Annotated in this window: 20 protein-coding genes and 2 tRNA genes; 2 read left to right on the top strand and 20 right to left on the bottom strand. The window is 63.2% G+C overall.

The annotated features are described in order from the left end of the window. Nucleotides 1-7: 7 nt before the first annotated feature. The 13 genes from C1878_RS14935 to C1878_RS14875 all read right to left on the bottom strand — a co-directional run bounded on the left by C1878_RS14935 (nucleotide 8) and on the right by C1878_RS14875 (nucleotide 14,991). On the bottom strand, nucleotides 8-1,324 hold the full coding sequence (locus tag C1878_RS14935; RefSeq protein WP_114602406.1) for an adenylosuccinate synthase: 1,317 nt from the start codon (nucleotides 1,322-1,324) through the stop codon (nucleotides 8-10). Nucleotides 1,325-1,470: 146 nt separating this feature from the next. Then, on the bottom strand, nucleotides 1,471-3,684 hold the full coding sequence (locus C1878_RS14930) for an ATP-binding protein (protein WP_114602405.1): 2,214 nt from the start codon (nucleotides 3,682-3,684) through the stop codon (nucleotides 1,471-1,473). Further along, nucleotides 3,681-4,964 (bottom strand): exonuclease SbcCD subunit D, encoded by a 1,284-nt coding sequence (locus tag C1878_RS14925; RefSeq protein ID WP_114602404.1) that lies wholly within the window; start codon nucleotides 4,962-4,964, stop codon nucleotides 3,681-3,683. Before C1878_RS14925 ends, C1878_RS14930 begins: the two co-directional genes overlap by 4 nt. Nucleotides 4,965-5,003: 39 nt before the next feature. Continuing rightward, a complete protein-coding gene (gene dnaB / locus C1878_RS14920) occupies nucleotides 5,004-6,416 on the bottom strand; it encodes a replicative DNA helicase (protein WP_114602403.1) in 1,413 nt (470 codons plus the stop codon). Nucleotides 6,417-6,662: 246 nt separating this feature from the next. Continuing rightward, nucleotides 6,663-7,211: a 50S ribosomal protein L9 gene (rplI, locus tag C1878_RS14915; protein ID WP_114602402.1), complete on the bottom strand. Its 549-nt coding sequence runs from the start codon at nucleotides 7,209-7,211 to the stop codon at nucleotides 6,663-6,665. A gap of 15 nt (nucleotides 7,212-7,226) precedes the next feature. Then, nucleotides 7,227-7,487, bottom strand: coding sequence for a 30S ribosomal protein S18 (gene rpsR / locus C1878_RS14910; RefSeq protein ID WP_114602401.1), 261 nt, complete (start codon nucleotides 7,485-7,487; stop codon nucleotides 7,227-7,229). Nucleotides 7,488-7,510: 23 nt separating this feature from the next. Further along, nucleotides 7,511-7,963, bottom strand: a complete 453-nt coding sequence (locus tag C1878_RS14905; protein WP_114602400.1) for a single-stranded DNA-binding protein — start codon at nucleotides 7,961-7,963, stop codon at nucleotides 7,511-7,513. 53 nt (nucleotides 7,964-8,016) lie between these two features. Then, the gene (rpsF, locus tag C1878_RS14900; RefSeq protein WP_080144173.1) at nucleotides 8,017-8,310 is read right to left on the bottom strand and encodes a 30S ribosomal protein S6; all 294 of its coding nucleotides are present in this window, start codon (nucleotides 8,308-8,310) and stop codon (nucleotides 8,017-8,019) included. A 551-nt stretch (nucleotides 8,311-8,861) separates the two neighbouring features. Further along, nucleotides 8,862-9,386, bottom strand: coding sequence for a hypothetical protein (locus C1878_RS14895; protein ID WP_114602399.1), 525 nt, complete (start codon nucleotides 9,384-9,386; stop codon nucleotides 8,862-8,864). Between the two features lie 170 nt (nucleotides 9,387-9,556). Next, nucleotides 9,557-10,159, bottom strand: coding sequence for a potassium-transporting ATPase subunit KdpC (gene kdpC / locus C1878_RS14890; RefSeq protein ID WP_114602398.1), 603 nt, complete (start codon nucleotides 10,157-10,159; stop codon nucleotides 9,557-9,559). Between the two features lie 115 nt (nucleotides 10,160-10,274). After that, nucleotides 10,275-12,368, bottom strand: a complete 2,094-nt coding sequence (gene kdpB / locus C1878_RS14885) for a potassium-transporting ATPase subunit KdpB (protein ID WP_114602397.1) — start codon at nucleotides 12,366-12,368, stop codon at nucleotides 10,275-10,277. 34 nt (nucleotides 12,369-12,402) lie between these two features. Next, nucleotides 12,403-14,178: a potassium-transporting ATPase subunit KdpA gene (gene kdpA, locus C1878_RS14880; RefSeq protein WP_114602396.1), complete on the bottom strand. Its 1,776-nt coding sequence runs from the start codon at nucleotides 14,176-14,178 to the stop codon at nucleotides 12,403-12,405. A 249-nt stretch (nucleotides 14,179-14,427) separates the two neighbouring features. After that, nucleotides 14,428-14,991, bottom strand: a complete 564-nt coding sequence (locus C1878_RS14875; RefSeq protein ID WP_114602395.1) for an exonuclease domain-containing protein — start codon at nucleotides 14,989-14,991, stop codon at nucleotides 14,428-14,430. A gap of 94 nt (nucleotides 14,992-15,085) precedes the next feature. On the opposite strand from C1878_RS14875, the gene C1878_RS14870 reads away from it, so the two are divergent. Then, entirely contained in the window at nucleotides 15,086-17,953 is a 2,868-nt protein-coding gene (locus tag C1878_RS14870) for an AAA domain-containing protein (RefSeq protein ID WP_158539842.1), read from the top strand. A gap of 501 nt (nucleotides 17,954-18,454) precedes the next feature. Here C1878_RS14870 and C1878_RS14860 read toward each other — a convergent pair. The 7 genes from C1878_RS14860 to C1878_RS14830 all read right to left on the bottom strand — a co-directional run bounded on the left by C1878_RS14860 (nucleotide 18,455) and on the right by C1878_RS14830 (nucleotide 24,682). Then, nucleotides 18,455-18,547 (bottom strand) — tRNA-Ser (locus tag C1878_RS14860). A gap of 95 nt (nucleotides 18,548-18,642) precedes the next feature. After that, nucleotides 18,643-18,733: transfer RNA gene (locus C1878_RS14855), tRNA-Ser, on the bottom strand. A 65-nt stretch (nucleotides 18,734-18,798) separates the two neighbouring features. Further along, complete coding sequence (locus C1878_RS14850; RefSeq protein WP_241963777.1) at nucleotides 18,799-19,653, bottom strand: ABC transporter ATP-binding protein; 855 nt, start codon at nucleotides 19,651-19,653, stop codon at nucleotides 18,799-18,801. 10 nt (nucleotides 19,654-19,663) lie between these two features. After that, complete coding sequence (locus tag C1878_RS14845) at nucleotides 19,664-20,974, bottom strand: SurA N-terminal domain-containing protein (RefSeq protein WP_114602392.1); 1,311 nt, start codon at nucleotides 20,972-20,974, stop codon at nucleotides 19,664-19,666. 220 nt (nucleotides 20,975-21,194) lie between these two features. Then, nucleotides 21,195-23,006, bottom strand: coding sequence for a translational GTPase TypA (typA, locus tag C1878_RS14840; RefSeq protein WP_114602391.1), 1,812 nt, complete (start codon nucleotides 23,004-23,006; stop codon nucleotides 21,195-21,197). Nucleotides 23,007-23,086: 80 nt separating this feature from the next. After that, nucleotides 23,087-23,644 carry a J domain-containing protein gene (locus C1878_RS14835; protein WP_114602390.1) on the bottom strand — a complete coding sequence of 186 codons (558 nt, stop codon included), beginning with the start codon at nucleotides 23,642-23,644 and terminating at the stop codon, nucleotides 23,087-23,089. Nucleotides 23,645-23,830: 186 nt separating this feature from the next. Beyond that, nucleotides 23,831-24,682, bottom strand: coding sequence for a CPBP family intramembrane glutamic endopeptidase (locus C1878_RS14830; RefSeq protein WP_114602389.1), 852 nt, complete (start codon nucleotides 24,680-24,682; stop codon nucleotides 23,831-23,833). Nucleotides 24,683-24,788: 106 nt separating this feature from the next. Between C1878_RS14830 and C1878_RS14825 the strand changes: the two genes are divergently transcribed. Beyond that, a complete protein-coding gene (locus C1878_RS14825) occupies nucleotides 24,789-25,634 on the top strand; it encodes a TraX family protein (protein WP_114602388.1) in 846 nt (281 codons plus the stop codon). Nucleotides 25,635-25,782 lie beyond the last annotated feature (148 nt).

The raw sequence follows: 25,782 nt of genomic DNA, 5'->3' as shown, positions 1-25,782 counted from the left end.
TTCCTTTCTATCTGTCCCAGCCGCGCATGATGGTTTGGTCGCGGTCGGGGCCCACGGCGATGATGCTCACGGGCACGCCGGTGATCTTCTCCAGGTACTCCACGTAGCGCTGCGCGTTCTCGGGCAGGTCCTCGAACGTGCGGCACTCCGAGATGTCGACGTCCTTCCAGCCGGGCAGCTCCTCGTACACGGGCTTCGCGTGGAACAGCACGCTCTGCTGCATGGGGAAGTAGTCGTACACCGTGCCCTCGTACTCGTAGGCCGTGCACACTTTGATGGTGTCGAACGCCGAGAGCACGTCGAGCTTCGTGAGCGCCACGTCGGTGAGGCCGTTGACCTCGGCCGCGTAGCGCGCGATGACCGCGTCGAACCAGCCGCAGCGACGCTTGCGCCCCGTGGTCACGCCGTACTCGTGGCCCACCTGGCACAGAAGCTCGCCGACCTCGGCTTCCTCGCCGGTGCCGCCGTCTTCGGAATAGCGCTGCTCCGTGGGGAACGGGCCCTCGCCCACGCGCGTGATGTAGGCTTTTTGGATGCCCAGCACGCGGTCGAACGCTTTGGGCCCCACGCCGGTGCCGATGGCCGCGCCGCCCGCGCTGCACGAGGACGACGTGACGTAGGGGTACGTGCCGTGGTCGATGTCGAGCATCGTGGCCTGGGCGCCTTCGAACAGGATGCTCTTGCCGTTGCGCAGCGCCTCGTTCAGAAGGCGCGTGGTGTCGTCCATGTAGGGCTTGAGGATGCGCGCGTAGGGCAGGTACTCCTCGCAGATCTCCTCGACCGTGTAGGTGTGCAGGCCGTAGATCTTCTCGAGGATGGGGTTCTTCTGCGCCAGCGCCGTCTCCACCTTCAGGCGGAAGATCTTCTCGTCCAGAAGATCCTGCACGCGAATGCCCTTGCGGGCGGCCTTGTCCTGATAGCACGGGCCGATGCCGCGCTTCGTGGTGCCTATCTTGTTCTCGCCCAGGCGCTTTTCGTCGGCGCCGTCGAAATCTTTATGGTACGGCATGATGATGTGCGCGTTGCACGAGATCTTCAGGCGCTTGCACGAAACGCCCTCCGCCTCGAGCAGGGCCATCTCCTTCACCAGCACGCCGGGGTCGATGACCACGCCGTTGCCGATGACGGGCACCGCGTTCTCGTACATGACGCCGGAGGGCATAAGGTGCAGGGCCAGCTTCTTGTCGCCGTGGATGACCGTGTGGCCGGCGTTGTTGCCGCCTTGGTGGCGCGCGACGTAATCGTACTCGCGTGCTATCAGGTCGGTGATCTTACCCTTGCCTTCGTCTCCCCATTGGGCGCCGACGAGTACCGTGCTGGGCATATGGCTCGCATCCTTTCATGCCCGCGCCTGTTGCGTCGGGCCTTGCGCGGAAGCTTTTGCGGGTCGCTTTCCGCCTGCGCGCCCCAGCGACGCTTGCCGTCGCGTCGCGGACGCTGTCGTAACCTATCCGCAAGTTCATGATTATATTACAGTTCCACCACGTTCAGCGTTGGATCGACCGAGTGCATGGACTCTACTATTTCTTCATGGCAGGTGAACAAGATCACCTGGCGTGTGACGGCCAGCTCGGCCAACGCGCGGGCGGCTCCCAAACGGCGGCGGGCGTCGAAGTTCACCAAGATGTCGTCGGCCAGGATGGGAACGGAGCGGCCCACGTTCTCGGCCGTCATGAGCAGCGCGATGCGCAGCGCCAGGTAGAGCTGCTGGCACGTGCCCAGCGACAGGTGCACCGGCTCGCGTTCCGTTTTCACGGAGTCGGTCACTTGCAACCGGCCTTCCGGCGTCATGGCCACCTTGACCCAACGGCCGTCGGTCATAAGGGAGAGCAGGCGGCTGGCCTGGCGGTACACCTCGGGTTGGCTTTTGCTCTCCCACGCGCCGATGGCGGCCTCCAGCATGCGCCGGGCCAGCAGCAGGCGGGCGTAGTCTTGCGCGCTCTCGTCTTGGCGCGTGCGCACCTGCTGGTAGCGCAGCTTGATCTCGTCGAAGCTGTGCGCCCGTTTGGCTTGGGAAAGCTCCTGCTTCAGCTCGCCGTAGCGGCGGTTCAGGTTCTCGCTCGTTTCCAGAAGGCCCGCGCGCTGCCTGGTTTTCTGGTCGATGGAGGCTTCGATGGCGGCCGCCGTGGCATCGTCGTGAAGCCCGGCGCGCTCGATGATGCGTGCGCGCTGGCGGTCGACGTCGGCCAGGTTCTCCTCAACGGCCGACAAGCGCGAGATCAGGGCCTGCTGGCGCTGTTGGAACAGGCCCGCCTCGGCCCGGGCGTCCTTGGCCTCGGACAGGAGCGACCGGGCGCTGCGGAGGGATCCTTGCGCGGCAACCAGCCCGGCGGCGTCCAGCTGCGCGCGGATGCGCGCGGAGAGCTGCGCTTGTGCGGCGAGGCACGTTTCGAGCTTCTTCTTGTCCTGCAGCATGACCCACTGCGCGTCCTGCTTGCGGGCCTCCAGGGCCTCGGCGGCCTTGTCGGGGCGGAACAGCATGACCAGCGCCGCGGCGGCCAGCATGAGGGCGAACACCACCAAGCCTATGCCGAGCGCCGTGAACGAAAGGCTGGTTATCTCGCGGCCGTGGATGAACAGCGGAATGCCCGCCGCCACGAACACGAACGGCAGCGCGATGGACAGCCCCACCTGCACGCTGCGCTGGCTGCGCCGCTTCTCGTTCGCCTGCACGTCGTCGGTTTCGAGCAGCGCCTCGTAGGCGGCGGTGGACGTGGCGCAGTTCTCCTTGGCCAGATCCACGCTGTGCGCGCATTTCGCCTGCTCTTCGGCCAAGGCGTCGATACGGTCGCGCAGCGCGCGTTCGTCGGCCGCGCCGAGCGACACGAGCGCGGGGTCGGATATCTGCTCGCGCACGCGATGCTCGGCCGCGAGGGCCGCTTCGTCCTCGCGCAACTCGTCGCGCTGGCGACGCAGCTCGTCGCGCTGGGCGTCCAGCTTCTCAAGGGTCGCGCGCTGCGCCGTCAGCTGCTCGATGGACGTGTTGAGCGCGTCCAACCGGGCCAGCAGCTGCGCGCGCTGCGGAGCGAGCTCGTGGAACTCCTTGTCTTGCGCTTTGTAGCGTTCCGCCTCTTCCGCCGCCGCGGTCATCTGGGCGCGCAGCTCGTCCTGCTCGGCGGCCAGTCGCACGATGGAGTGCTCGATGCCGGCGGCCTTCGACGTGTACTCGTTCAAGCGCGCCTGCACCTCGGCCAGCGCATGCGCGGGGCTCGCCCCCGTGCCCGAGCCGGCCGTGAGCAGCTTCGCGGTGACGTCGGTGGTGTTGCGCAGGGACCGCAGCTCGTCGCTCGTGAGCGAGAACATGGTCTGGAACGTTTCCCGATCGATGTCGTCCACCAGCTCGACGGGTCCCTGCAGGCCGTCGACGTTCTTCACGCGCGAGAGCACGAGCTCGTCGTCGGGATCGAAGGATCCGTCGGCGTCCGCCGGGCGGGGCGCGAAGAACAGGGAACCCGCCCGCTCGGCGTTCCTCGGTTTGTAGGTGTTGCGCACGCCGCGCGCCTCTTCCCAACCGAACAGCACGCCGCCCGCGAAGGAGGCGAGCGTGGACTTGCCGGCCTCGTTCTCTCCGAACACCACGTTGAGGTTCGGCGTGAAGGGGCCCACCACCTTGTCGGTGAACGCCCCGAAGCTCGTTATCTTGATGCGCTTGAGGAACGGCGCGCCGCCGCGCTCGGCCGTCATTCCTCCCCCCTGTTCAACAGGTCGAGCACCAGGTTCTCGGCGTCTTCCGCCAGCTCGTCGATGCGCCGCGTGTAGGCGCTGGGAAGCTGGATGTTCCGGCGCAGGAACTCCTCTTGGAGGAAGGCGACCTCGTCGTCGCGGTCGCCGCGCATGGCGTCGGCCACCTGCAGGAACACGGCGGGGAACAGGCCTTCGCGACGCAGGGCCTCCACGTCGCGCGGGCGCAGCGTGGCGTCGACGAGCGCGTCGCAGAAAAACGACGGGTAGCCGTCGTTGATGTGCTTGCGCAGGTCTTCGAGCACGCCGGGGCGTGCGAACACCGCATGCAGCGGCGTGGCACCCGTGAGCGTGACGCGCACGCACATCTCCTCGCAGTGGGCCTTGCCGTTCACGCGGAACAGCTCGCGCATGATCTTGTCGGTGACGTCGGCCACGTTCGCGCAGTCGGCCACGTCGACGTCCATGCGCTGCCACACCACGCTGGCCGTGGGAACGAACTCGACCTCGTTCCGCTTGCCTTCCTCCAGCGTGACGGCGAAGCATCCGCGCGCTCCCGTTTCCTTGATGTCGCGACCCTGGATACAGCCCGAGAACACCAGGCGCGGGTCGTCGAAGGAGGGATGGGCGTACTTCATATGTATGTGGCCGAGCGCCCAGTAGTCCATGCCCGAGCGCATGAGCGCGGCAGGGTTCGTGGGCGCTTTGACCGGGTCCAAGTCGAGCCCCGTGTGCAGAAGGCCCACGGCGAAGGGTGCTTGGGCGGCGTCGGGCACGGCATCCGCGAGCGCCTGCTCGGCGGCCGCGCGGGTCACGCCCTCCGCTATGTCCTCGTCGGCCGGCCACGTTTGGTTGTAGTAGCCGCGCCCGCCGATGAGGGCCAGCGTCTCGCCGTCTTTGCGGTAGGCCGCGAAACCCGGCTTGTCGGCGGGGAGCATGACGGTGTTCTGAGGGAACGCGAAGAAATCGTGCTGCCACGACGTGAAGGGGTCGTGGTTGCCCGTGCACAGGTACGCGGGGATGCCCGCTTTGTCCAGGCGTCGCAAACCCTCGAAGAAGTGCAGGTAGTCGCCGTAGGACGCGCGGGCGTCGTCGAAGATGTCGCCCGCTATGACCACGAAGTCGACGGCACGGTTGACGGCGGCGTCGATCACGCGGTCGTACGCCTCGGGGATGGCGGTGAGCAACCGGTTCGCCCAAGCGTCCGACAAGGCGCGCAGGCCGCGAAACGGCGCGCCGAGATGGAGGTCGGCCGCATGGATGAATGTGATTCGCTTGCGCATGCGTACCAGTGTAGCGCGTGGGAGCCCCGCGAAGGGCGACTAGAAGCCGCCCGCGCGCGAATCGTCGATGAAATCCATGAAGCGCGTGTACTCCGGGTTGAATGCCAGGGGAATGTCGCGGGTGGGACCGTTGCGGTGCTTGGCCACGATGAGCTCGGCCTGTCCGAGATCCGGGCGGTCCTCGCTCTCGGCCTCGGTCTCGTCCATGCTTCGGTCGATGAACATGACGATGTCGGCGTCCTGCTCGATGGAGCCGGACTCGCGAAGGTCGGAGAGCATCGGACGCTTCTTGCCGCGCATCTCCACGGCGCGCGAGAGCTGCGACAGCGCGATGACGGGCATGTCCATTTCCTTCGCGAGAACCTTGAGGCCTCGGGATATCTCACCGACCTCCACGGCGCGGTTGCCGTCGCGGCGCGTGGACGGCGGCTGCATGAGCTGCAGGTAGTCCACGATGATGAGGCCCTTGCCCTCGGCGCGGCGCAGTTCGCGGCGTGCCTTGGCGCGGGCCTCGAGGATGGACAGGCCCGGCGAGTCGTCGATGTACAGGTCCAGCTTCGACAGCGTGTTCGACGCGTCGGCGATGGCCCCCCAGTCGCCCTCGGAGATGAAGCCGGCGCGGATCTTCGACAGGCTCACGCGCGCCTCGGCGCACAAGATACGCTGAACCAGCTGGCCCGCGCTCATTTCCAAGGAGAAGAAGGCGACGGCCGCGCCCGACTTCGCGGCGTTCACGGCCAGGTTCAACGCGAACGACGTTTTGCCCACGCCGGGACGGGCGGCCAGGATGACCAGGTCGCCGCCGCGAAAGCCGTGGAACAGGTCGTCGGCGTCTTTGAAGCCCGTGGGCACACCGGCCATGTGGTTCTGCTGCTCGGCGAGCTTCGTTATCTCCTCGAACGCCTCGGTGAGCAGGGTGTCCATCTTCGCGAACGTGGACGAGACGCGCTTCTCGGTGACGTTGAACAGCGTTTTCTCGGCGTCCTCCACCACTTCGTCCAGGTTGTCGGGCGCATCGTAGGCCAGCGCGTTGATGGACGCGGCGGCGTAGATGAGCTCGCGCAGGATGGCGGTGCGCTTCACGATCTCGGCGTGGTTCTGCCAGTTCGTGAGCGCGAACGTGTTGTCGGCCAGATCCACCAAATACGGCTTGCCGCCCACGGCCTCCAGCTGGCCGGTGGCGTTCAGGTTGTCTGCCAGCGATATCTGGTCGATGGGTATGCGGCGCGTGTTGAGCTCGCAGATGGCTTCGAAGATGATGCGGTGAGCCGGACGGTAGAACGACTCCGGCTTGAGCTTCAAGATGAGCTCCTCCACGGCCTCGGCGTTGAGCATGCAGGCCGCCAGCACGGATTTCTCGGCTTCGATGTTCTGCGGCATCGGCTTGTTCCGAGGCGCCGATCCGTCGTTGAAGTCGGTGTTCCCCGCGGGGGCTTGGTTCGCTGCCGGCATAATGGTTCTTCGCGCTCCTTCGTGTTTCTGGGGAAATACGGCGGCTGCGCGACGCATGCGCGTTTCCGCGCGCGCGAGCGCTCGCCCTCGTCATAGTACCTCATGTGTTACCGCAGGTCACGCTTAATTTTACCAGCGAAAGGCGGTGAAAACGTTATCCACAGGCAATGGAAAACCCCCTTCGCCCACCATCGGGGCAAAGGGGGTTTTCCCCAGTTTCCACAAAATGCGCCTGTGGAAAAGTTTTTATTCCTCGACAGCCGTTTCGGCAGCCTCGGCGGGAGCCTCGGCCTCTTCGACGACCTCGACGATCTCCTCGACAACCTCTTCCTCGACCGGAGCCTCGGCGTTGGGATCGCCCACGAACAGCTTGACGGACGTCTTGATGTCGCGGTAGATGGCGTACACGACCTCGTGCTCGCCGGCCGTCTTGATGGCATGGCCGAGCTCGAGGCGGCGCTTGTCCACATCGAGATCGGTCGCGGCCTTGATGGCGTCGGCGATCATCGTGGCGGTGACGGAGCCGAACAGCTGGCCCTCCTCGCCGACCTTCGCCTCGACCTTGACGACCGTGCCCTCGAGGGCGGCCTTCAGCTTCTCGGCGTCGGAAACGCGGTTCTCTTCGCGCTTGGCGATGTTGTGCTTGCGCTGCTCGAGCTGCTTGAGATTTCCCTTGGTCGCCAGGATGGCGAGCTTCTGGGGGAGCAGGTAGTTGTTGGCAAAGCCGGGGGCCACGTCCACGACGTCGCCTTCACCGCCCTTGCCTTTCAACTCCTGAAGCAGAATGACTTTCATGGTTCCTCCTTCGCCTTAACGGCTGCGACGATCGCCGCGGCCGCTGACGGCGGGCACCGCGTACGGCATCAAGGCCATCTCGCGGGCGCGCTTGACGGCATTCGCGACGTCGCGCTGATGCTGGGTGCAAGCACCCGTCACACGGCGCGGCTTGATCTTTCCGCGATCGGTAACGTACTTGCGCAGCATTTGCGTGTCTTTGTAGTCGACGTACTGCGCCTCGTCCTTGCAGAACTGGCAGTACTTGCGACGCGGCTGCTTCGCGTAATCGGACATTTCACAAACCTCTTTCGTTTCGCTTAGAACGGGATGTCTTCATCGTAGACCGAAGAAGAGGCATCGACCACCGGCGCGGCCACCACAGGTGCCGGAGCCGGGGCGTAGCCGCCCGCGTTGCCGCCGTAGGACGACGACGAATCGCTGTTGCGGCTCGACATGAACTCGAGCTCGTCGACGATCACCTCGATCTTGCTGCGCTTCTGGCCCTCGCGCTCCCACTGGCTCCAGCGGAGCTTGCCCTCGATGGACACCTTCGTGCCCTTGTTGAGGTAGCGGGAAAGGCTTTCGGCGCGAGCGCCGAACATCGTGCAGTCGATGAAGTTGGGATAGTCCTCCCACTCGCCGGTCTGCTGGTTCTTGCGACGGTCGTTCACGGCCACGCCGAAGCCGAGCACCGGCAATCCGCTTGCCGTGGAGCGCAGTTCGGGATCTCGTGTCAGGTTTCCGCTGATGATAACTCGGTTAATGCTCATGTTTCCTACCTCTTCTCATGCTGGGGCGCTCGCGCGCCCGATGCCACGTGCTCTTAGTCGCGATCCGTACGCTTGACGATCATATGGCGCACAACGGCGTCATTGATGCGAAGAACGCGGTCGAGTTCAGCAACGTTAGCGGGATCAGCATGGAAATCGATGAGAGTGTAGTCACCGTCGGTCAGACCGTTGATCTCATAAGCGAGTTTGCGCTTGCCCCAGTTGTCGACGTTGTCGACAACACCCTCGCCCTCGGCGATCGTGGTCTCAATACGCTTCATAACAGCGGCGCGGGATTCTTCGTCGATAGACGGCGCAACAAAAAACAGCAATTCATAAGCCTTCATCAGCTCACCTCCTTTGGTCTTTAGCGGCTCCGGGGCTGGTGAAGGCAGTTAACCCGGAGCAGGATTAGCTTGCCTATTCTAACAAAGGCCCTCGTCGGCCACAAGGAAAACTTGATTTGTCACCTGTGCGCACATGCTTTCACCATGTTTGCGCGCGCCAGACGGCTCTTGCGTCCTGAGGGTTTCCGGCTTTCGCGGCCGGATCGTTTCGAGCTTTCTAGCTCCCTTCGCTTCCTGCATCCCGTTCGTCCGCCGAACTCTTTCCGCCTCGAAGTATAGCAACGCGACCTTGCCGGGCGACCGTAATCCAACCGTATAAAAACCTGCTCGACCTTGCACGGTTCTTGCAAAACGACCGTCCCGTTCCAACACGCGTCCAACGCGAAACCGACGGAAACCGTGCGGAAATCCAACTCCGCCGCGACGAGCAGCCTTAGAAAGAACGAACCGGCGCTAAAGGCGGCCGGTTCGTTGATCCATTTGAGTGCGCTCGCAGAACGTGCGCCACCAGGCGCACGACGTGCCAAAGCTCGAACGCCCGAAACGCAGGGCTATTCGGCGGCTTCGTCCTCGACGTCTTCGTCGTCGAGGTACTTCTCGTCGATCTCTTCCTCGTCGTACTGGTCGGCTTCCTTGAGGCCGCTCATGAAGTTCGGAGCCTCGCCGATATAGGCCGGCTCGGGCTCGAACGTGGGCGCGCCCTCGTCGTTCATGGTGTAGAGGTAGCCCACGGCCACGCCCTCGTCCTCGCCGGGGATGCCGCCCTCGGCGATGATGGCGTCCTTCGTCTCGTCGTCGACCTCGACGTAGCCGTCGTAGCACAACGCGTACGCCTCGGCGCCGCGCGCGTTTTCCACCGTGTGGCGAGCGAAGCCGAAGCACTCCTCGGCCGATTCTCCCGGATGGTTCTCCAGGAACAAGTTCTCCTTCACCACGAGCGCGGTGAAGGGCACCACGTCGGCACCCTGCGTCATCTTCTCTTTCGCCTCTTCAAGCGTGAAGAGCAGCACCTTTTCCAAAATCTCGGGGATCTCGGGGACTTCGACGTCCGAGCTCTCCACCACACGATCGGCCATGGCCATGTCCTTTCAACCGGCCGGCAGACGGTTTTCGCGCGTCCGTGCGCGAACGTTCTGCCAGCCCTCTTTTTTCCGTTGCCGATCAGTGTAGGGCTTTCGAGCCCGCCATCCCTCGCCGCAGCGGGGTTATTCGGCGTATCTTCAGATATCGACGCGCCGACAGCCCGCTACTGCAAGATGCCGTCGAGCATGAGGTTCACTTTGAGCACGTTCACGCGGGCCTCGCCGAGAATGCCGAGCTGTGGCTGCTCGGTGCAGCGCTCGACGATGTCGCGGATCTCCGACACGCTTTTGCCGGTGTTCTTCGCCAAGCGCTCCACCTGGTACTCGGCGGCAGCCGGGGATATGTGGGGGTCGAAGCCGCTACCGGAATTCGTCACCAGGTCGCTGGGGATGGGCTCGTCGCCCTTTTCGGGATGCGCCGCGTGGATCTGGTCGATGCGATCCTGCACCGCGTTCGCGAAGTCGTCGCCGGCCGGACTCAGGTTCGAAGCGCCGTACCACAGAATGTCGTTGCCCTCGGCGTCGGTGAACGTGCCGGTGCTGGGGCTCATCACGCGGCCCCACATATGGTCGTCGTCGGAGAATTGCTGGCCCACCAGCTCGCTTCCGTACTTCGTGCCGTCGACTTCGATGATGGAGCCGTTGGCCTGGTAAGGGAAGGCCAGCTGGGCGATACCCGTGCACGCGGCGGTGTACAGCACGCCGCACAGCACCGTCGTCACCAGGAATAACAGCGCCGCGCTCCCCCATGTTCTCGCCTGTTTCATATCATTCGTCCTTTCGTTGGTTCCCGTGGCGCTTACCTCGCGCCAGGTCGGGAGAGCGCCGCGCGCGACGTCCTCCCGCATAATCGCCCTGACCGCCTGCGGCCAACCCTGATAGCTACGCAACGCCCATCGCCGTCAACGCCATGTCGAGCAGTTTGATAGCTGCGAACGGCAGGACGATGCCGCCCAACCCGTACACCAGCAGGTTGCGGCCGAGCAGGCTCTGGGAAGTCGCTTCGCGGTACTTCACGCCCTTCAGCGCCAACGGGATGAGCGCCACGATGATGAGGGCGTTGTAGATGATCGCCGACAAGATGGCCGTGAGCGGACTCGTGAGGTGCATGACGTTGAGCGCCTCGAGCTGGGGATACAGCGGCACGAACAGCGCCGGGACGATGGCGAAGTACTTCGCCAGATCGTTGGCGATGGAAAACGTGGTCAGACTGCCGCGCGTCATGAGGAGCTGCTTGCCGATGCGCACGATGTCGATGAGCTTCGTGGGCGACGAGTCCAGGTCCACCATGTTGCCGGCTTCCTTCGCCGCCTGCGTGCCGCTGTTCATGGCCACGGCCACGTCGGCCTGGGCGAGCGCGGGCGCGTCGTTCGTGCCGTCGCCCGTCATGGCCACCATGTGCCCCTCGGCCTGGTACTGGCGGATGGCTTCGAGCTTCGTCTCGGGCGTGGCCTCGGCGATGAAGTCGTCCACGCCGGCCTCGGCCGCGATGGCCGCCGCGGTCAGGGGGTTGTCGCCCGTTATCATGACGGTTTTTATGCCCATGGTGCGCAGGTCGGCGAAGTTCTCCTTGATCCCCTGCTTCACGATGTCCTTCAGATGAACGACGCCCAGAATACGATGATCGCGAGCAACGAGCAGCGGAGTGCCGCCTGCGCGCGCGACATCCTCAACGACTCCGGCGCACTGAGCGCTGTACGCGCCGCCGTGCGACTCCACATAATCCTTGACGGCATCGGCCGCCCCCTTCCGAATCTCGTGGCCCTCGAAGTCCACGCCGCTCATGCGCGTCTGGGCCGTGAATGGGATGCTCTCCATGCCGGAATCTTCAAGCTCGCGGGCGCGTATGTCGAAGCGCTCCTTCGCCAGCACCACGATACTGCGCCCCTCGGGCGTCTCGTCGGTCAGGCTGGCGAGCTGCGCGGCGTCGGCGAGCTCCTCCTCGGAGGCGCCGTCCACCGGGATGAACTCGGCGGCTTGGCGGTTGCCCAACGTGATGGTGCCCGTCTTGTCCAGCAGCAGCACGTCGACGTCGCCGGCGGCCTCCACGGCGCGGCCGCTCATCGCCAGCACGTTCGCCTGGTTGAGGCGGCTCATGCCGGCGATGCCGATGGCGGAGAGCAGCGCGCCGATGGTGGTGGGCGCCAAGCACACGAACAGCGCCACGAGCGAGGTGATGGTGGTGGGGTTCGCGATGCCCTCTTGGTTCGCCCCGAAACCGCTGAACGCGAACAGAGAAACGGACACGACGAGGAACACGATGGTGAGCGCCACGAGCAGTATCTCGAGCGCGATCTCGTTGGGCGTCTTCTTGCGCGCGGCCGACTCCACCATGGCGATCATCTGGTCGAGGAAGCTGTGCCCTGCGTCGGCGGTCACGCGCACGACCAGCCAGTCGGACAGCACCGTGGTGCCGCCCGTGACGGCTGAGCGGTCTCCGCCGGATTCCCGGATGACCGGGGCCGACTCGCCGGTGATGGCGCTCTCGTCCACCGACGCGGCACCGAGCTCTATCTCGCCGTCGGCGGGAATCTGCTCGCCCGCCGCCACGAAGAACAGGTCCTTCTTCTTCAAAATGGCCGAGTTCACCTCTTCGGCCTGCAGGCGGAAGAACTCCGCCGGATCGTCGGCATGGTGCCCTTTCGCCACCAGCCCCTCGTTGAGCTTGTGCGCGGGCACGTCGCGCTTGGCGGCGCGCAGCGAATCGGCCTGGGCCTTGCCGCGGCCCTCGGCGAGCGCTTCCGCGAAGTTCGCGAACAGCACGGTGAGCCACAGCACCGCCGAGATGGCCAGAATGAAGCCGGGCGCCGCGTCGGCGATGCCGAACAGCGACAGGACGAACAGGGCAAGCGTCAGGATGGCCGATAGGTAGACCATCAGCATGACGGGGTTCTTGGCTTGCTCGCGCGGGGCGAGCTTCGTGAACGCGTCGAGCACCGCGCGCTTCGCGAGCGAGCTCATGGCAGTGTTTTTCATTGCAGTTGTCGTCATCTTTCTCTCGCCCGCCCCTCTACAGAACCATCGTCAGTTGCTCGGCGACCGGACCCAGCGCGAGCGCCGGGAACATGGTCAGCGCGCCGACCAGCAGCACCATGAGAACGAGCAGGAACACGAACATCGCGTTGCTGGTGGAAAGCGTTCCGGCGCTCGTGGCCACCTTGGGACGCGTGCACAGGCTGCCGGCCAGCACGCACACGGCCACGATGGGAACGAAGCGGTTCGCCAGCATCTCCAATCCCAGCACCATGTTGATCAGGGGCGTGTTGGCGTTGAAACCGGCGAAGGCCGAACCGTTGTTGCCGCCGGCGGACGTCGCCGCGTACAGCACTTCCGAGAATCCGTGCATACCGGGGTTGTTCAGGCTGTCCACGGTGGCCGGATCGAAGCTCATGACGCCCGCGCCCGCCAAGATGAGCAGCGGCGTGGTGATGCACAGGATAACGGCCATGCGCATTTCCTTCGGGGAGATCTTCTTGCCCAGGTACTCGGGCGTGCGGCCCACCATGAGCCCGGCGATGAACACCGTGAGGATGACGAAGCCCAGCATGCCGTACAAACCGCAGCCCACGCCGCCGAACACCACTTCGCCCAGCGCCATCAAGATGATGGGCACCATGCCGCCGATGGGCGTGAAGCTATCGTGCATCGCGTTGACCGAGCCGTTCGAAGCCGCCGTGGTGAACGCGGCCCACAGCGACGAGTCGGTCACGCCGAAGCGCGTTTCCTTGCCTTCCATGTTGCCGCCGGACTGGCCGTCGAGCCCCATGTACACTTGGCCGTCGGCCGCGAGCTGGGGCGTGCCCATCTGCTCGAACACGGCTATCGTCACCAAGGCCGCCAGCAGCAAGATGAACATGGCCGCGAACACCGCGCGCCCCTGGCGCCGGTCGGCGACGAAGCGCCCGAAGCTGAACACGCAGGCCACGGGTATGAGCAGCAGCGACAAGCACTGGATGAGGTTGGACAGAGGCGTGGGGTTCTCCAGCGCGCTTGCCGAGTTCACGCCGTTGTAGCCGCCGCCGTTCGTGCCGAGCTGCTTGATGGCAACCTGGCTGGCCTGCGGGCCCATGGGAACCGTGGCCTGGTCGATCGTCTCGACGGCGGCGGGGTCGTCCGCGTCGACGATGTTGCCCGCCTCGTCCACGCCAACCGGCTCCAACAGCTGCACCGTCTCGTAGTCGTTGATGTTCTGCGGGGACCCTTGCCACACGTTCACCACCGTCACCACGAGGGCGAGGGGGATGAGCACGAACAGCGTCGCCCGCGTCACGTCGACGAAGAAGTTGCCCAGACCCGGATGCCCTTCGCTCACCATGCCGCGGAACAGCGCGAACAGCACGGCGATGCCCACCGCCGGCGTCACGAAGTTCTGCACGGTCAAACCGAGCGCCTGCGAGAAGTAGCTCAACGCCGATTCGCCGCTGTACGCCTGCCAGTTCGTGTTCGTCACGAAGCTGACGGCGGTGTTGAACGCCAGATCCCACGAAAGACCGGGCAGACCTTCCGGGTTGAGCGGCAAAAGCCCCTGCAACATGAGTATGGCGAACAGCCCCGCCAGCGACACCGCCGAGAAGGCGAGGGCGCTGACCAAGTACCTCTTCCAGCCCATGTCCTCGTTCTTATCGACGCGTATGCACCGGTAAACGACGTTCTCGACAGGAACGAGAACGCGCGTGAAAACGGTTTTCTCGCCGGCCATGACCTTGTTGATATAGGCCGACAGGGGTATGGCGAGGGCCACGAGCAATGCGAGGTAGACCCCGTACTCGAGCAGTTCGTCCGTCACCGCCCATCGCCCCCCTTCAGCAACACCACGAAAAGGTAGAGCACGACTACAGCGCTCAACCCTCCGACGACGCCGGTTACGATGTCCATCGTCTTCCTTCCTCGTTTCCTAGCCGCCGCGGCGGCGCCTTTTGCAAGCTAGGTAGACGATAAAGAAGCGCGGATTAACGCACCGTTAAGGTGAGGGATGACGGGTTAAGAAGGCATAAAGATGAGAGGAGGCCGTCTCATCTTTTGCCGTTGCGACCTTTTACCATCGCCCCCTGCTCCTACCCGAGCCGCCTCCGAACACGTACGGTCTCGGTGCGGGCACTTCGGTCTCTTCTGCAAGCCGCCAGAACAACTCTCGGCAGGCATTCGTGTCGCACAGCGCATCGTGATGCCGGTCGAGAGAGATGCCGTAGCGGTCGCAACAGATCGACAACCCGAACTTCCGACCACCAAGCACACGCTTGGCCATCTCGCCCGTGTCGATGTAGAGGAGCTCGGGCATTTCTATCTCAACGTATTCCAGACTCCGATAGATGGCGGGGCAGTCCGCCGTCTTGGCGCAATGCGCGACCACCACATTCGACTCGACCAGCCCCCCGAGCGCCTCGTTCCACACGACGTCGAACGTCGGCTCGTGCGCCACCATTTCCTCGGTTATCCCGTGAACCCGCTGCGTCATGGGATCGAAGTCGCACAAGGGGTTCACCAGCTGATAGCAGCTGTCGAGAAGGTCTCCGTCGTAATTCGTCCTCTGGTAGGCAATCGAGCATATGTGCCGTTTCGCGTCGGCCCATTCAACATCCAAGAACAAATAACCATCCATCCCGGCAGTCCTTCCGCAGCGAAATAACGATCTCGACTGTAGTATATAATTACTATCGTCATTAAATATGAGGAGTCGTCCGAAAGGGCCCGGTATGGCCGACCGATTGTTTCTTCGCAACAAGGGCGAAGACTTCAGAGACCGGACGAACGACGCCCGTATCTGCGGACGCGATCAACAAGGCAAGTTCCTGGTTTCATTTGATCCACGAAAGGAACTGTTCCGCTACCGTTCGGAAAACGTCGCCTTCGTGAAGAGCGAGAGCCTTTCCCTCGAGGGGATCTTCTTGCTCGCCGAAGGAAAACCACTTGATTACGCGGTCGAGCTGCATCGATTGAGCTCTCAAAATTGCGCGTTCGGAACACGCTACGAAGTCATCTCGACGGCAAGCAGCGGAAAGACATACGCCAAGGTGTACCTCCCTTCAGATATCGAGAAGAAAGAGAGCGCGTTGAGCAGCAGCTTGGTACGCTACCTCGCATCAGTGGCAGAAGCCACCAAACCCGACACACCGAACGAAGACATACGCGAATACCTCCCCCGGCAATTCGGGCGACTCAGGTTCCTCGAAGGAACGCCGGCCGATCGCATGGCGCACCCCGAGAAAGCCGCACCCCTTCGCATGGCACCCGAAACGATCATCTACCCCTTTGGCTCTAATCTCAGCCAGATGGAGGCAATCGACAAAGCCCTGTCCAGCCAACTAAGCCTCATCGAAGGCCCTCCCGGAACTGGAAAAACCCAAACCATCCTCAATATCATCGCCAATTTGATCATGCAGGACAAAACGGTCCTTGTCACTTCACCGAACAACGAAGCGACGAAAAACGTTTTCGACAAGCTGAGCAAGGAAGGCTTCGGATTCATCGTCGCCCTTCTCGGCCGTCGCGACAACGTCACGGCGTTCGTCAAAAACCAGGAGCGAGCGTACCCGCCGGTTCTAGCAGAATGGTCGCTCTCGAAAAAGAAGCAGGCGGCACTCGGCGAATCGATTCGCAAGAACACCATCGTCGCACGAGACTTATACACGCGCAAACAAGACCTGGCGAAACAAGAAGCACGGCTCCAAGACCTTGAACTGGAGTATACGCGCTTCATGGAAAGCAACGTCACGCAATCGTTGAGGCGAAGGCGGCGATCAACTTCCAAGCGCATACGAACCGCGCGCGACCTCGTCGGCACCCTCTCTGCAAACGAAGGGGAACTGGCATTCGCTGAAAGGGCGAGAATTGTCTGGGCCTGGGGAATCGGGACTTGGCATGACTTCGACCATGTCACGGTCGATACGGAAATCAATCTCAATCGCATACTGTTCGAAGCTCAAATCGAAGAGTGCAAGGCTGTCATCAAAGGCCACAAGACCTATATCAAAATGCACCGGGGCGAGGGGCGCCTCGAAGACATCACTTCCAAATCAAAGCGGCTTTTCGAAGCCAAGCTGTACGAGCGGTATGCCAAAAGACTGCGAAGCGGCAGGCCGCATTTCGACAATCCCTGGGACGAGCCTTTTGCGTTTCGCGCGGAGTACCCGATCATCACCAGCACCACGAACGCGGCAAGGAACCAAATAGGAAGGCAGGGAGACCTGTTCGACTACGTCATCATCGACGAAAGCTCCCAGGCGGACCTCGTCACCGGTTTCTTAGCGCTCGCCGCAGCGAAAAATGCCGTCGTCGTGGGAGACTCGAAGCAGCTGCCTTGCGTGATTGATAAAGAAGAGGCGCGCAGGGCGAGGCCTCTCTTCCGCCCATCCGGCTTGCCCCGGCGATACAGCTTCGTCGACAACAGCCTTCTCGACTGCCTCAACGCATGCAAAGACCAGGCAGGGCTCCAAGCCCCCGGGACGCTTCTCAGAGAGCACTATCGCTGCCATCCGGACATAATCGGCTTCTGCAACCAGCAGTTCTACGATGGCGAGCTGATCATCATGTCCGACAGCAAGGGGCGTGAGGCTTCGGAAGTGCTTTCGTGCAATATCAGCAAGGATTTGAATTACGATCGTAGGGCAGACTTCAACCGCGTGCAAGCAGGGGCGTTCGAACAAGAAGTGCTTCCCGGTTTGAAGAAGCGCTTCAAGACGGAGCAAATCGGCGTCGTCAGCCCTTACTGCAACCAAGTCGACGGGATGAAGCACGGGCAAGAAGAACGTCCTGACGGAGTCACGGTTGCCACCGCCCATAAGTTCCAAGGACGCGAAAAATCCGCCATCGTATTCGTCACGCGATCCAATGCGCCAAACCCCTTCATCGACAACCCGAACTTGGTCAATGTTGCCGTGTCGCGCGCTAAAGATTTCTTCTGCCTGATAGCCGCGCCGAAAGTAGTCGAAGCGGTCGGCAACATTACCGATCTTAAACGCTACATCGAATACCATGGAGGAGAAACGCGCCAATCCGACGTATGCTCTGCGTTCGATTTGGTGTACCCGTGCATGAAGGAGGAGCGCAAAGCTTACCTTGTTGATCACGGGTTCGACGAACACGATGAGTATTCCGAAGCGCGCACCTGCGAACTCGTCGACGAAGCGCTCGAAAGCATGGACGCAACGTCGCAGATCGGTTACATCCGCAACTATCCCCTCAAGCAGATATTCACGCACCTTGAGCTCTTCGATACCGAGGAGCTTCGGTTCATCAACACCACCGCCCACGCCGATTTCATCTTCTACCGCACGATCGACAAAAGCTTCGTCCTGGAGTTCGAAATCAACGGCTCTCACCACGACAGGAAAGAGCAGATTCGCCGAGACAAAACCAAAAGCGGCATCCTCCGAAAGGCGCAGATCCCCCAAGTTGTCATCCGCACGAACGAGGAATTGAAAGAAGCGAAAACCATGATTCGCAAAGCCCTCGAAAACGCGCTGAAAGCCGGCACGGGCTCGGAGCGATACCTCGCAGATCGAGAAGCGCTATCGGTTGCGATTAGAACCGACGAAGAACCTTGGCATATGTCCTCGGAATAAAAAAGGACTGGAAGCAAATTGGCGCATACTGCTCGGCCTTTTCTTCATGCCTCGAGCTCCTTCATGATTTCTTGCTGCTCGCTCCGCGTTATATACCCTAGGCGCATCGCCGAGCCCTTTGGCCTCTGCGGAGGTGATGAGCCCGAAATCGTCCACTGCATCGTATATGTCGTCGATCTTTGTCATGCCAAAAGTATAGCGTATTTGTACTACTTTTGACATTACTGGTTCTAGCAACGTGGGCGATTCGGTGGCTCTAAGGAGCTTCCAAACCGACAACTGAGGTTTGGATATTACTTTTCGACGGTTCGAAGGGGATCGACGAGCTGAAGGAGCACGGAGTCGTCGAGTACCAAGGAGTTCTAAAAAGGGGCGTTGGGTCATCACCATGTTCGATTAGATCAGGAGATATCCATCATCCGTTTTCGTTATTACGGCTTCTACATGGCTTTTTAGCTCTGAAACACCCCTCCCGGTCGTTACCGGGAGGGGATTTTTTGCTGGCGGAGGAGGAGGGATTCGAACCCTCGTTACCCGGGTTACGGGTAAAACGGTTTTCGAGACCGCCGCATTCAACCACTCTGCCACCCCTCCGCATGGGATGCGGCCGGCTTGGTTCTCGCCGACCGGCACGCGCCGAACTCCGGCGGTGCGCTCTCGACCGGACAAACCGGTCGTTGGAATTCAAATGGCGGAGAGATAGGGATTCGAACCCTAGGTACGCTTTTGGCGCACACACGATTTCCAATCGTGCACCTTCGGCCTCTCGGTCATCTCTCCGCATCGTTGAAACGCGCATGCTCGCGCTGTGCGCGAACGTGCAGCAGCTACGTAGTATACAACAGCTAATAGGCGCTCACAAGCGAATAATAGGGGCCGGATCGATTAATTTTCAAGGGGACGTCGAACAGCTCGCTCATGGAATCGTCAGCGAGCAAGCACTCCTTCGGGCCGTCGGCGAACACGGTGCCGTTCTTGATGAGCACGAGACGGCCGATCTCGGGGATGACGTCCTCGGGGTAATGCGTCACCAGCACGATGGACTTCCCCGCCTGGGCCAACGTGCGCATGCTCCGGCGCACGTAGTACATGCCCTCGGGGTCGAGCCCCGTGCACGGCTCGTCGAACACAAGCGTCTCGGGGTCGTGTACGAGCGCCCGAGCGATGAGCGCTCGACGCGCTTGACCGGTCGACAGCGTCATGACGTCGCGGTCGGACAAGTCTGCGATGCCGAGCAGGTCCATGGTGTCGCGCGCGCGGGCGCGGGCGGCATCGGCTTCGACGGCATCGACGCTCGGCAGGACGCCGAGAGAGCCGAACAAGCCGCCGGCCACCACGTCCACCGCCGGCAAGTGCACCGTCATTTGATCTTGCATGGTGGACGACACCACGCCGAGGCACCGCTTGACCTCGGCAAGGGTCGCCCGATCGCGCCCTTTGAACAGCACGGGAGGTTCGTCCCGATGCAACGGCAGCATCTCGCGCGTGATGAGTTTCACGAACGTGGACTTGCCCGACCCGTTCGGACCGAGCAGGGCGATGTTCTCGCCCTGGGCGAGGTCGAACGCATCGACCGACAGGATCGCGCGACCGGCGCGTCTGACCACCGCGTTGCGCAGCTGGAGAAAGGGCGCAGAAGAAAGCGGCTGCAGGGAACCCGCAGCCGCTTTCGTTTCGCTCGTTGCCGTTCCGAACGCCACCCGCGCCGGTTTACGCAGCCTCGGCGGGCTGCTGGTTCGCAGCGTCGCCGCCCTCGGCGGGCTGGTCGCTCGAATTGGCGTTGTCGCCGGACGCGTTGTCGCCAGTGCCGTCGGTCGACCCTTCGGCGTTGTCGCCGGAGTCACCGGCGTTACCGGCGTCGTCGGAGTTGTCGGTGCCGTTGCCGCTGTCGGTACCGTCGGTGGCGTTCTGGGTTGCGCCCGTGGAGCCTTCGGCCGGCGTGTACTTCGACATGTCGACCGCGTAGGGCAGACCCTGCGGCATCGGGTTGATGACGATGTCGGCCGCTTCCTTGTACTCGGAGAACCACGTCTGCGCCGCCTCGTTCTGCTTCTGCTGCTTGAGGGACGCCTTGATGCTGTCCAAGAACTCGGAGGGTATCTGGTCGGTGCTGGTGATGGTCACCGTTTCGGTGCCGTCCTCGCCGGCGGCCTTCGGCGCGTTGAACACGTCGGTGCACTTGATGATGTGGATGCCGTAATCGCTCGTCACCAAACCGCTGACTTGGTCCTTCTCAAGGCCGCTGAGGGCATCGGTGTATTCAGTGACGAAGCTGTTCAGCTTGTCCCAACCCACGTCGCCGCCCTTCGCGGCGCTGCCGCCGTTGCCGTTGTCGTTGTCCTTGGAGTACTGCTTGGCCGCCTCGGCGAAGTCGAGCTCGCCGCTGTTGATCTGGTCGAGCACGCTCTGGGCCGTGGCCTCGTCGCCGCTGTCGAACAGGATATGGGACGAGCGCTTCGCGCCGTCGTAGGCGGAGGCGTACATCTGCGCGTACTGCAGCAGGTCTTCCTGGCTGGGCTCCTCGTCGCTGGCGAACGACTCGGTCAGTTTCTTCTGAAGCAGTTGGTTCTCGATGTTCTCGCGGTAGGAGTCCTCGGTGAAGTTCGCCTGCTCCAACGCCGCGGACCATTTCTCGTCGTTTTCGTAGTTGGCCTTCATCGTGTTCACGATTTCGTCGATCTCGGAGCTGTCAACGCTGATGTTCTTCTCCTTCGCGCCCTGCTTGATGAGCTCTTGCTGCACGAACGAGTCGATCATCTGCTCGCGGACCGACTCGGGAGTCATGGCGTTGTCGGCAAGCCACTGGCCCCATTCGTCTTCGCCCTCCATGCCCATCTGCGAGCGGATGCCCTGAATCATGTTGGTGACGTCGTCCTCGGCGATTTCCGATCCGTTGACCGTGGCCGCCACGCCTCCGGTCAGACCGTTCGCGTTGGCCGAAGAGCACGCCGCCAAACCCCAGACGCACGTGGCCGCCAATCCGGCGACGCACACGGCCTTCATGATGTTCGCTGTTTTCATAGGACCCTTCCCTCGAACATGCAGGCCGCCAAGGCAGCCGAAGCATGATGTAAGTTACTGAGCGGTATTTTCGCACACACGGCAATTGCGCCCTCGGCGATGCACAATATGCCCACTTTCGCTTCACGAAGCACGGACGATAGGGCCGAACGTGAAAACGCCCTCCCGCGAGCGGGAGGGCGTTCGACAATCAACTGCGCAGGCGTTATGCAAAACCCGCCTAGTTTTTGTTCGCTTTTTTGCGCTCGACGGAGCTCAGGATGCGCTTGCGCAGGCGGATGCTCTTCGGCGTGACCTCCACGAGCTCGTCGTCCTCGATGTACTCGAGCGCCTCTTCCAGCGTGAACGTTCGCGGCGGGGTGAGCTGGATGGCCTTGTCGGCACCGGACGAGCGCTGGTTGCCCAGCTGCTTGGTCTTCGCGATGTTGACGACCATGTCGCCTTCCTTCGCCGACTCGCCCACGATCATGCCCTCGTAGCATTCCTCGCCGGGGCCCACGAACAGCTTGCCGCGCTCCTGCAGGGCGTCGAGCGCGTAGGCCACGCTCTTCTCGGTGGACATGGAGATCATGGAGCCGTTCTTGCGGCCGTTGAAGTCGCCGCGGAACGGGCCGTACTCGGAGAAGTGGTGGAACATGGTGGCCTCGCCGCGCGTGGCGTTCAGCAGGCGCGTGCGCAGGCCCATGGTGCCGCGCGTGGGGATCTTGAACACGAGGTGCGTCTGCTCGCCGCGCTGGAACATGTCGGACATCTCGCCTCCGGCGCTGCCGAACACCTCGATGGCCTTGCCCGCGTACTCGCTGGGCACGTCGACCGTGGCCTCCTCGATGGGCTCGAGCTTGCGCCCGCCCTCGTCCTTCTTGATGAGCACGCGCGGGCGGCCCACCTGGAATTCGAAGCCCTCGCGGCGCATGGTCTCCATGAGCACGGACAGGTGCAGCACGCCGCGTCCGGCCACTTCCACGCCGCTCTTGTCTTCCAGCTCTTCGATGCGCATGGAGATGTTGCTCTCCGCCTCGCGCATGAGGCGCTCCTTCAGCTGGCGCGCGCCCACGATGTCGCCCTCGCGGCCGACGAGCGGGCTGGTGGACGCCTCGAACACCACGGCCATCGTGGGTTCCTCCACCTCGATGGGGTCGAGCCGCACCGGGTTCTCGCGGCTCGTGACCATGTCGCCGATGTCCGCGTCCTCCACGCCCACCACGGCCACGATGTCGCCCGCGTGCACTTCCAGCTGCTTCTTCTTGCCCAGCTCCTCGAACGTGAACACGTCTTTGATGACGGTGTTGTAGCGCGTGTTGTCGTTCTTGATGACCAGGGCCTGCTCGTTTTTGTGGATGGTCCCGGAGAACAGACGGCCCACGCCGATGCGGCCCACGAAGCTGGAGTGGTCGACCGTGCAGATCTGCAGGGCCACCGGGCCGTTCGGCTCGCAGTCGGGTGCCGGCACCTCTTTGAGGATGGTGTCCAGCAGCGGCAGCATGTCCATGTTGTCGTCGTCGGGGGCGTAGCGCGCGTAGCCGTTCACGGCGCTGGCGTAGATGATGGGGAAGTCGAGCTGCTCGTCGGACGCCTCCAGCTCCACCATGAGGTCGAACACCTCGTCCACCACTTCCTCCGGACGCGCTCCCGGGCGGTCGATCTTGTTGACCACCAGCATGATGCGCAGACCCAATGCCAGCGCGTGCTTCAGCACGAAGCGCGTCTGGGGCATGGGTCCCTCGAACGCGTCCACGATGAGCAGGGCGCCGTCGGCCATGTTCAGCACGCGCTCCACCTCGCCGCCGAAGTCGGCGTGGCCGGGCGTGTCGATGACGTTGATCTTCACGTCGTTGTACGTGACGGAGATGTTCTTCGACAAAATGGTGATGCCGCGCTCGCGCTCCTGGTCGTTGCTGTCGAGCACGCGCTCGTCCACCTGCTGGTTCTCGCGGAACACGCCGCTCGTGTACAGCAGTCGGTCCACGAGCGTGGTCTTGCCGTGGTCGACGTGGGCGATGATGGCGATGTTGCGGAGGTTCTCTTGTTTCACGCTGTTCCTTCTTTTCTCGTATAGGTTGCGCGGCGCGCGGCCGCGTAGTCTCCTTGGCGCTCGATCAGGGCGCGCGGCCGTTACTCGAGGTCTTCCAACTCGCTTTCCAACCGCCGGCGCTCGGCGTTGAGCTCGTCGATGTGCTCGCTCAACGTGGAGAGGGTGCGCTGCGCCCCCACCGCTTGGATGACGCCCCACACCACAGCCGTGATGCCGGCCGTGGCCAGGATGAGCAGGGGGCCCGGCTTGCGGAACAGGATGGCCACCACCGCGCCGATGCCGGCCATGGCCAGCCCGTTGCGGCGCTCGTCGTACACCACGTCGCGCTGGCGCACCAACTGCGTGCGCGCGGCGGCGATGCCGGCAAGGCGCGCCTCCAGCTCGCTGGTGGGCGCGTAGGCGCGGCTGGCGGACGCGGCGCGGGCCGCCTTCGTGCGCGATCCCTTGCCGCTCGTCAGGTACTCGTAGGCTTCCTGCAGGTTCTTGAACTGCTCGGTGGCGCGGTCCTGAAGCTTCTTGTTGGTGGCGAAGCGGTCGGGATGCAGTATCTGCGCAGTCTCCTTGTAAGCCGCCTTGATGTCGTCGAGGGTGGCATCCTCGTCGAGTCCCAAGATGCGCAGTGCTTCCGTCCGGTTCATAGCTCCCCGCAGGATCGTTGTCGTGGCGCGTTCGCAATCATGGCGCGTTCGCGCGTTCGTTTGCCGAGAGGATATGGTACCACGTCGCCGTGGAAAGCCGCACAGCGGGAAGGCGCGTCACAGAATGCACGCGCTTGCACGGCCGAGCGCCCGGTGCGCGATCATGCGGCGCGAGACGAGCGGCGTTCAGCCTTGATGGTCGGTTCGCTTGAGAAAACGCGCGGCGCTGACGGCCAAGGGAACGAGCAGCACGGTGGTTGCAAGGAGAACGGCCAGGTCGGCAGGCTGGCCTGTGATATAGGTCGAGGGAAGGGAGCCCGTCAACACGAACAGCGGCGCCTCGGACAGCGCGTTGAACGCCGCGTGCACGCCGACGAGCAGCCAGAGGCTGCCCGTGCGCGCGAACACGCCGGCCATGACGAAACCGAACAGCGCGGCTTGCAGGGGCTTGGCCGCCGTTTGGGCGGCGGCGACGGCGCCCGAGGCCGCAGGCGCGAGAGAGGTCGAGGCCGTCACGTGCAGCAGGCCGAACACAAGGGCCTGCACCAAGGCGGCGACCAGAACCGGACGGTTGCGGCCCTCTTTCGCCAGCGCGGCGGCGAACCCTTTGAACACGATGCCGCGAAACAGCGCCTCTTCGAACGCGCCGGTGGCGAGGCAGAGCAGGAGGAACAAGGCGACCTCCTCCGGCGAAGCCGCCGGATCGAGCGAGTGTCGAGGACCTTCCCCTAGGCCGCCTGGCGGCAAAAGCAGTGCCGAGACGATGCCGGCCGCCAAGGCCATGAACAGCAATGCTCCGCACGCGAGCGGAAAAGGCGAAATGCTCGCGCTTCCCTGTCGGCGGCCCTTCAACGAAGAGGGATCGAACGCCGCCAAGACGCCGAACATGCAGAGCGCGGCGAGGACCGTTTGGGAAAGCGAGGCCGTCAACGGATCGAGCGCGTCCACCGGCACCACATTGAAGCAAATCACCGCCAACGCGCAAGCTGCGGCGGCGTAGGCGAGAGGATGGCTGTTCCGGATGTTTCGCAGTCTCATGCATGCAGTATAATCGATGCCTCGCCAGCGTGCGCGATCCCACGACGCGCGCCGGCTTGCTCAGACAGCGGAACGTGCGCAGACCGGACGAGAAAGCGAAAAGTCGATGGCGGACAGCGGGCAGGACAAGGCAGTCGGACAGACGCGCGGCCGAGCGGGCGGCTTGTCGTCGTTCGCGCTCAAGGTGGTGGCCATCGTCGGCATGACGGCGAACCACGCCGCCTACCTCTTTGACGCCCAGCTGCCCTTCGAGGCGCGCTGCCTGCTGTACGCGGCGGGCGGGCTCACCTTCCCCGTCATGGCTTTCCTGCTGGTGGAAGGGTACCGCCACACGTCGAACGTGAGGAAATACGCCTTACGGCTGGGCGTGTTCGCCCTGGTGTCCCAAGTTCCCTACGCGTTGTTTTTGGCGAGCGACGCCAACGTGCTGTTCACGCTGCTCATAGGGTTGGGCGTGCTGTACGCCTACGACCACGTGACGAACCGTGCCCTGTTCTGGGTTCTTTTCGCAGGGGCCCTGTGCGCGAGCCTTGTATGCAATTGGGGGTTCGTCGGCGTGGTGATGATATTCCTGTTCAAGGTGCTGGGCGCGGGAACCCAGCAAGGCCCGGCAGCGCGCGTTGACGAGCGTGTCCGGAGCGATTTCGCGCCGGCCTGGCTGAGGACGCCGCTCGGTTCGGTGGCGACCCCCGTGCTGCTGGTCGCGGTGGCCGACGGGCTTCCCCTGCTCTCATCCCTTGCGAACGGCGTTTCGGCGGCGGGAGACTGGTCGCTGCTCCCCTTCGCGCTCTACCCGATCGTGGGATGCACGCTCACCATTCCTCTGCTCTACTTCTATCGAGGGCGGCGAGGATTGCCCATGAAGTGGTTCTTCTACGCCTACTATCCGCTGCACATCGCCGTTCTGGGTTTGGCGTACCTGGCCGCCTTCGGCGTTATGCCGACGTATTAGGGGTTTTGCATGGGGTTGAGGAAGACGATATGAGTAGAGCATTGGGAGCCCCTTGCTCGTGCCGTCTTTGATTTTCCGCGGATCGGGGCCGACAATGGTCGTGTCGTATAAAACCGGCAGCCGGCCAGGTTGCCACACGCACGGAAGG

It is taken from the genome of Gordonibacter sp. 28C (assembly GCF_003339845.1).
Lineage (GTDB): Bacteria > Actinomycetota > Coriobacteriia > Coriobacteriales > Eggerthellaceae > Gordonibacter.
This window is presented reverse-complemented; position numbering and strand designations above follow the sequence as displayed.

What these genes read in the sequence shown, in the direction of transcription:
- C1878_RS14935 (WP_114602406.1), bottom strand. Translation starts at nt 1,324, where the DNA reads ATGCCCAGCACGGTACTCGTCGGCGCCCAATGGGGAGACGAAGGCAAG.
- C1878_RS14930 (WP_114602405.1), bottom strand. Translation starts at nt 3,684, where the DNA reads ATGACGGCCGAGCGCGGCGGCGCGCCGTTCCTCAAGCGCATCAAGATA.
- C1878_RS14925 (WP_114602404.1), bottom strand. Translation starts at nt 4,964, where the DNA reads ATGCGCAAGCGAATCACATTCATCCATGCGGCCGACCTCCATCTCGGC.
- dnaB (WP_114602403.1), bottom strand. Translation starts at nt 6,416, where the DNA reads ATGCCGGCAGCGAACCAAGCCCCCGCGGGGAACACCGACTTCAACGAC.
- rplI (WP_114602402.1), bottom strand. Translation starts at nt 7,211, where the DNA reads ATGAAAGTCATTCTGCTTCAGGAGTTGAAAGGCAAGGGCGGTGAAGGC.
- rpsR (WP_114602401.1), bottom strand. Translation starts at nt 7,487, where the DNA reads ATGTCCGATTACGCGAAGCAGCCGCGTCGCAAGTACTGCCAGTTCTGC.
- C1878_RS14905 (WP_114602400.1), bottom strand. Translation starts at nt 7,963, where the DNA reads ATGAGCATTAACCGAGTTATCATCAGCGGAAACCTGACACGAGATCCC.
- rpsF (WP_080144173.1), bottom strand. Translation starts at nt 8,310, where the DNA reads ATGAAGGCTTATGAATTGCTGTTTTTTGTTGCGCCGTCTATCGACGAA.
- C1878_RS14895 (WP_114602399.1), bottom strand. Translation starts at nt 9,386, where the DNA reads ATGGCCGATCGTGTGGTGGAGAGCTCGGACGTCGAAGTCCCCGAGATC.
- kdpC (WP_114602398.1), bottom strand. Translation starts at nt 10,159, where the DNA reads ATGAAACAGGCGAGAACATGGGGGAGCGCGGCGCTGTTATTCCTGGTG.
- kdpB (WP_114602397.1), bottom strand. Translation starts at nt 12,368, where the DNA reads ATGAAAAACACTGCCATGAGCTCGCTCGCGAAGCGCGCGGTGCTCGAC.
- C1878_RS14875 (WP_114602395.1), bottom strand. Translation starts at nt 14,991, where the DNA reads ATGGATGGTTATTTGTTCTTGGATGTTGAATGGGCCGACGCGAAACGG.
- C1878_RS14870 (WP_158539842.1), top strand. Translation starts at nt 15,086, where the DNA reads ATGGCCGACCGATTGTTTCTTCGCAACAAGGGCGAAGACTTCAGAGAC.
- C1878_RS14845 (WP_114602392.1), bottom strand. Translation starts at nt 20,974, where the DNA reads ATGAAAACAGCGAACATCATGAAGGCCGTGTGCGTCGCCGGATTGGCG.
- C1878_RS14835 (WP_114602390.1), bottom strand. Translation starts at nt 23,644, where the DNA reads ATGAACCGGACGGAAGCACTGCGCATCTTGGGACTCGACGAGGATGCC.
- C1878_RS14830 (WP_114602389.1), bottom strand. Translation starts at nt 24,682, where the DNA reads ATGAGACTGCGAAACATCCGGAACAGCCATCCTCTCGCCTACGCCGCC.
- C1878_RS14825 (WP_114602388.1), top strand. Translation starts at nt 24,789, where the DNA reads ATGGCGGACAGCGGGCAGGACAAGGCAGTCGGACAGACGCGCGGCCGA.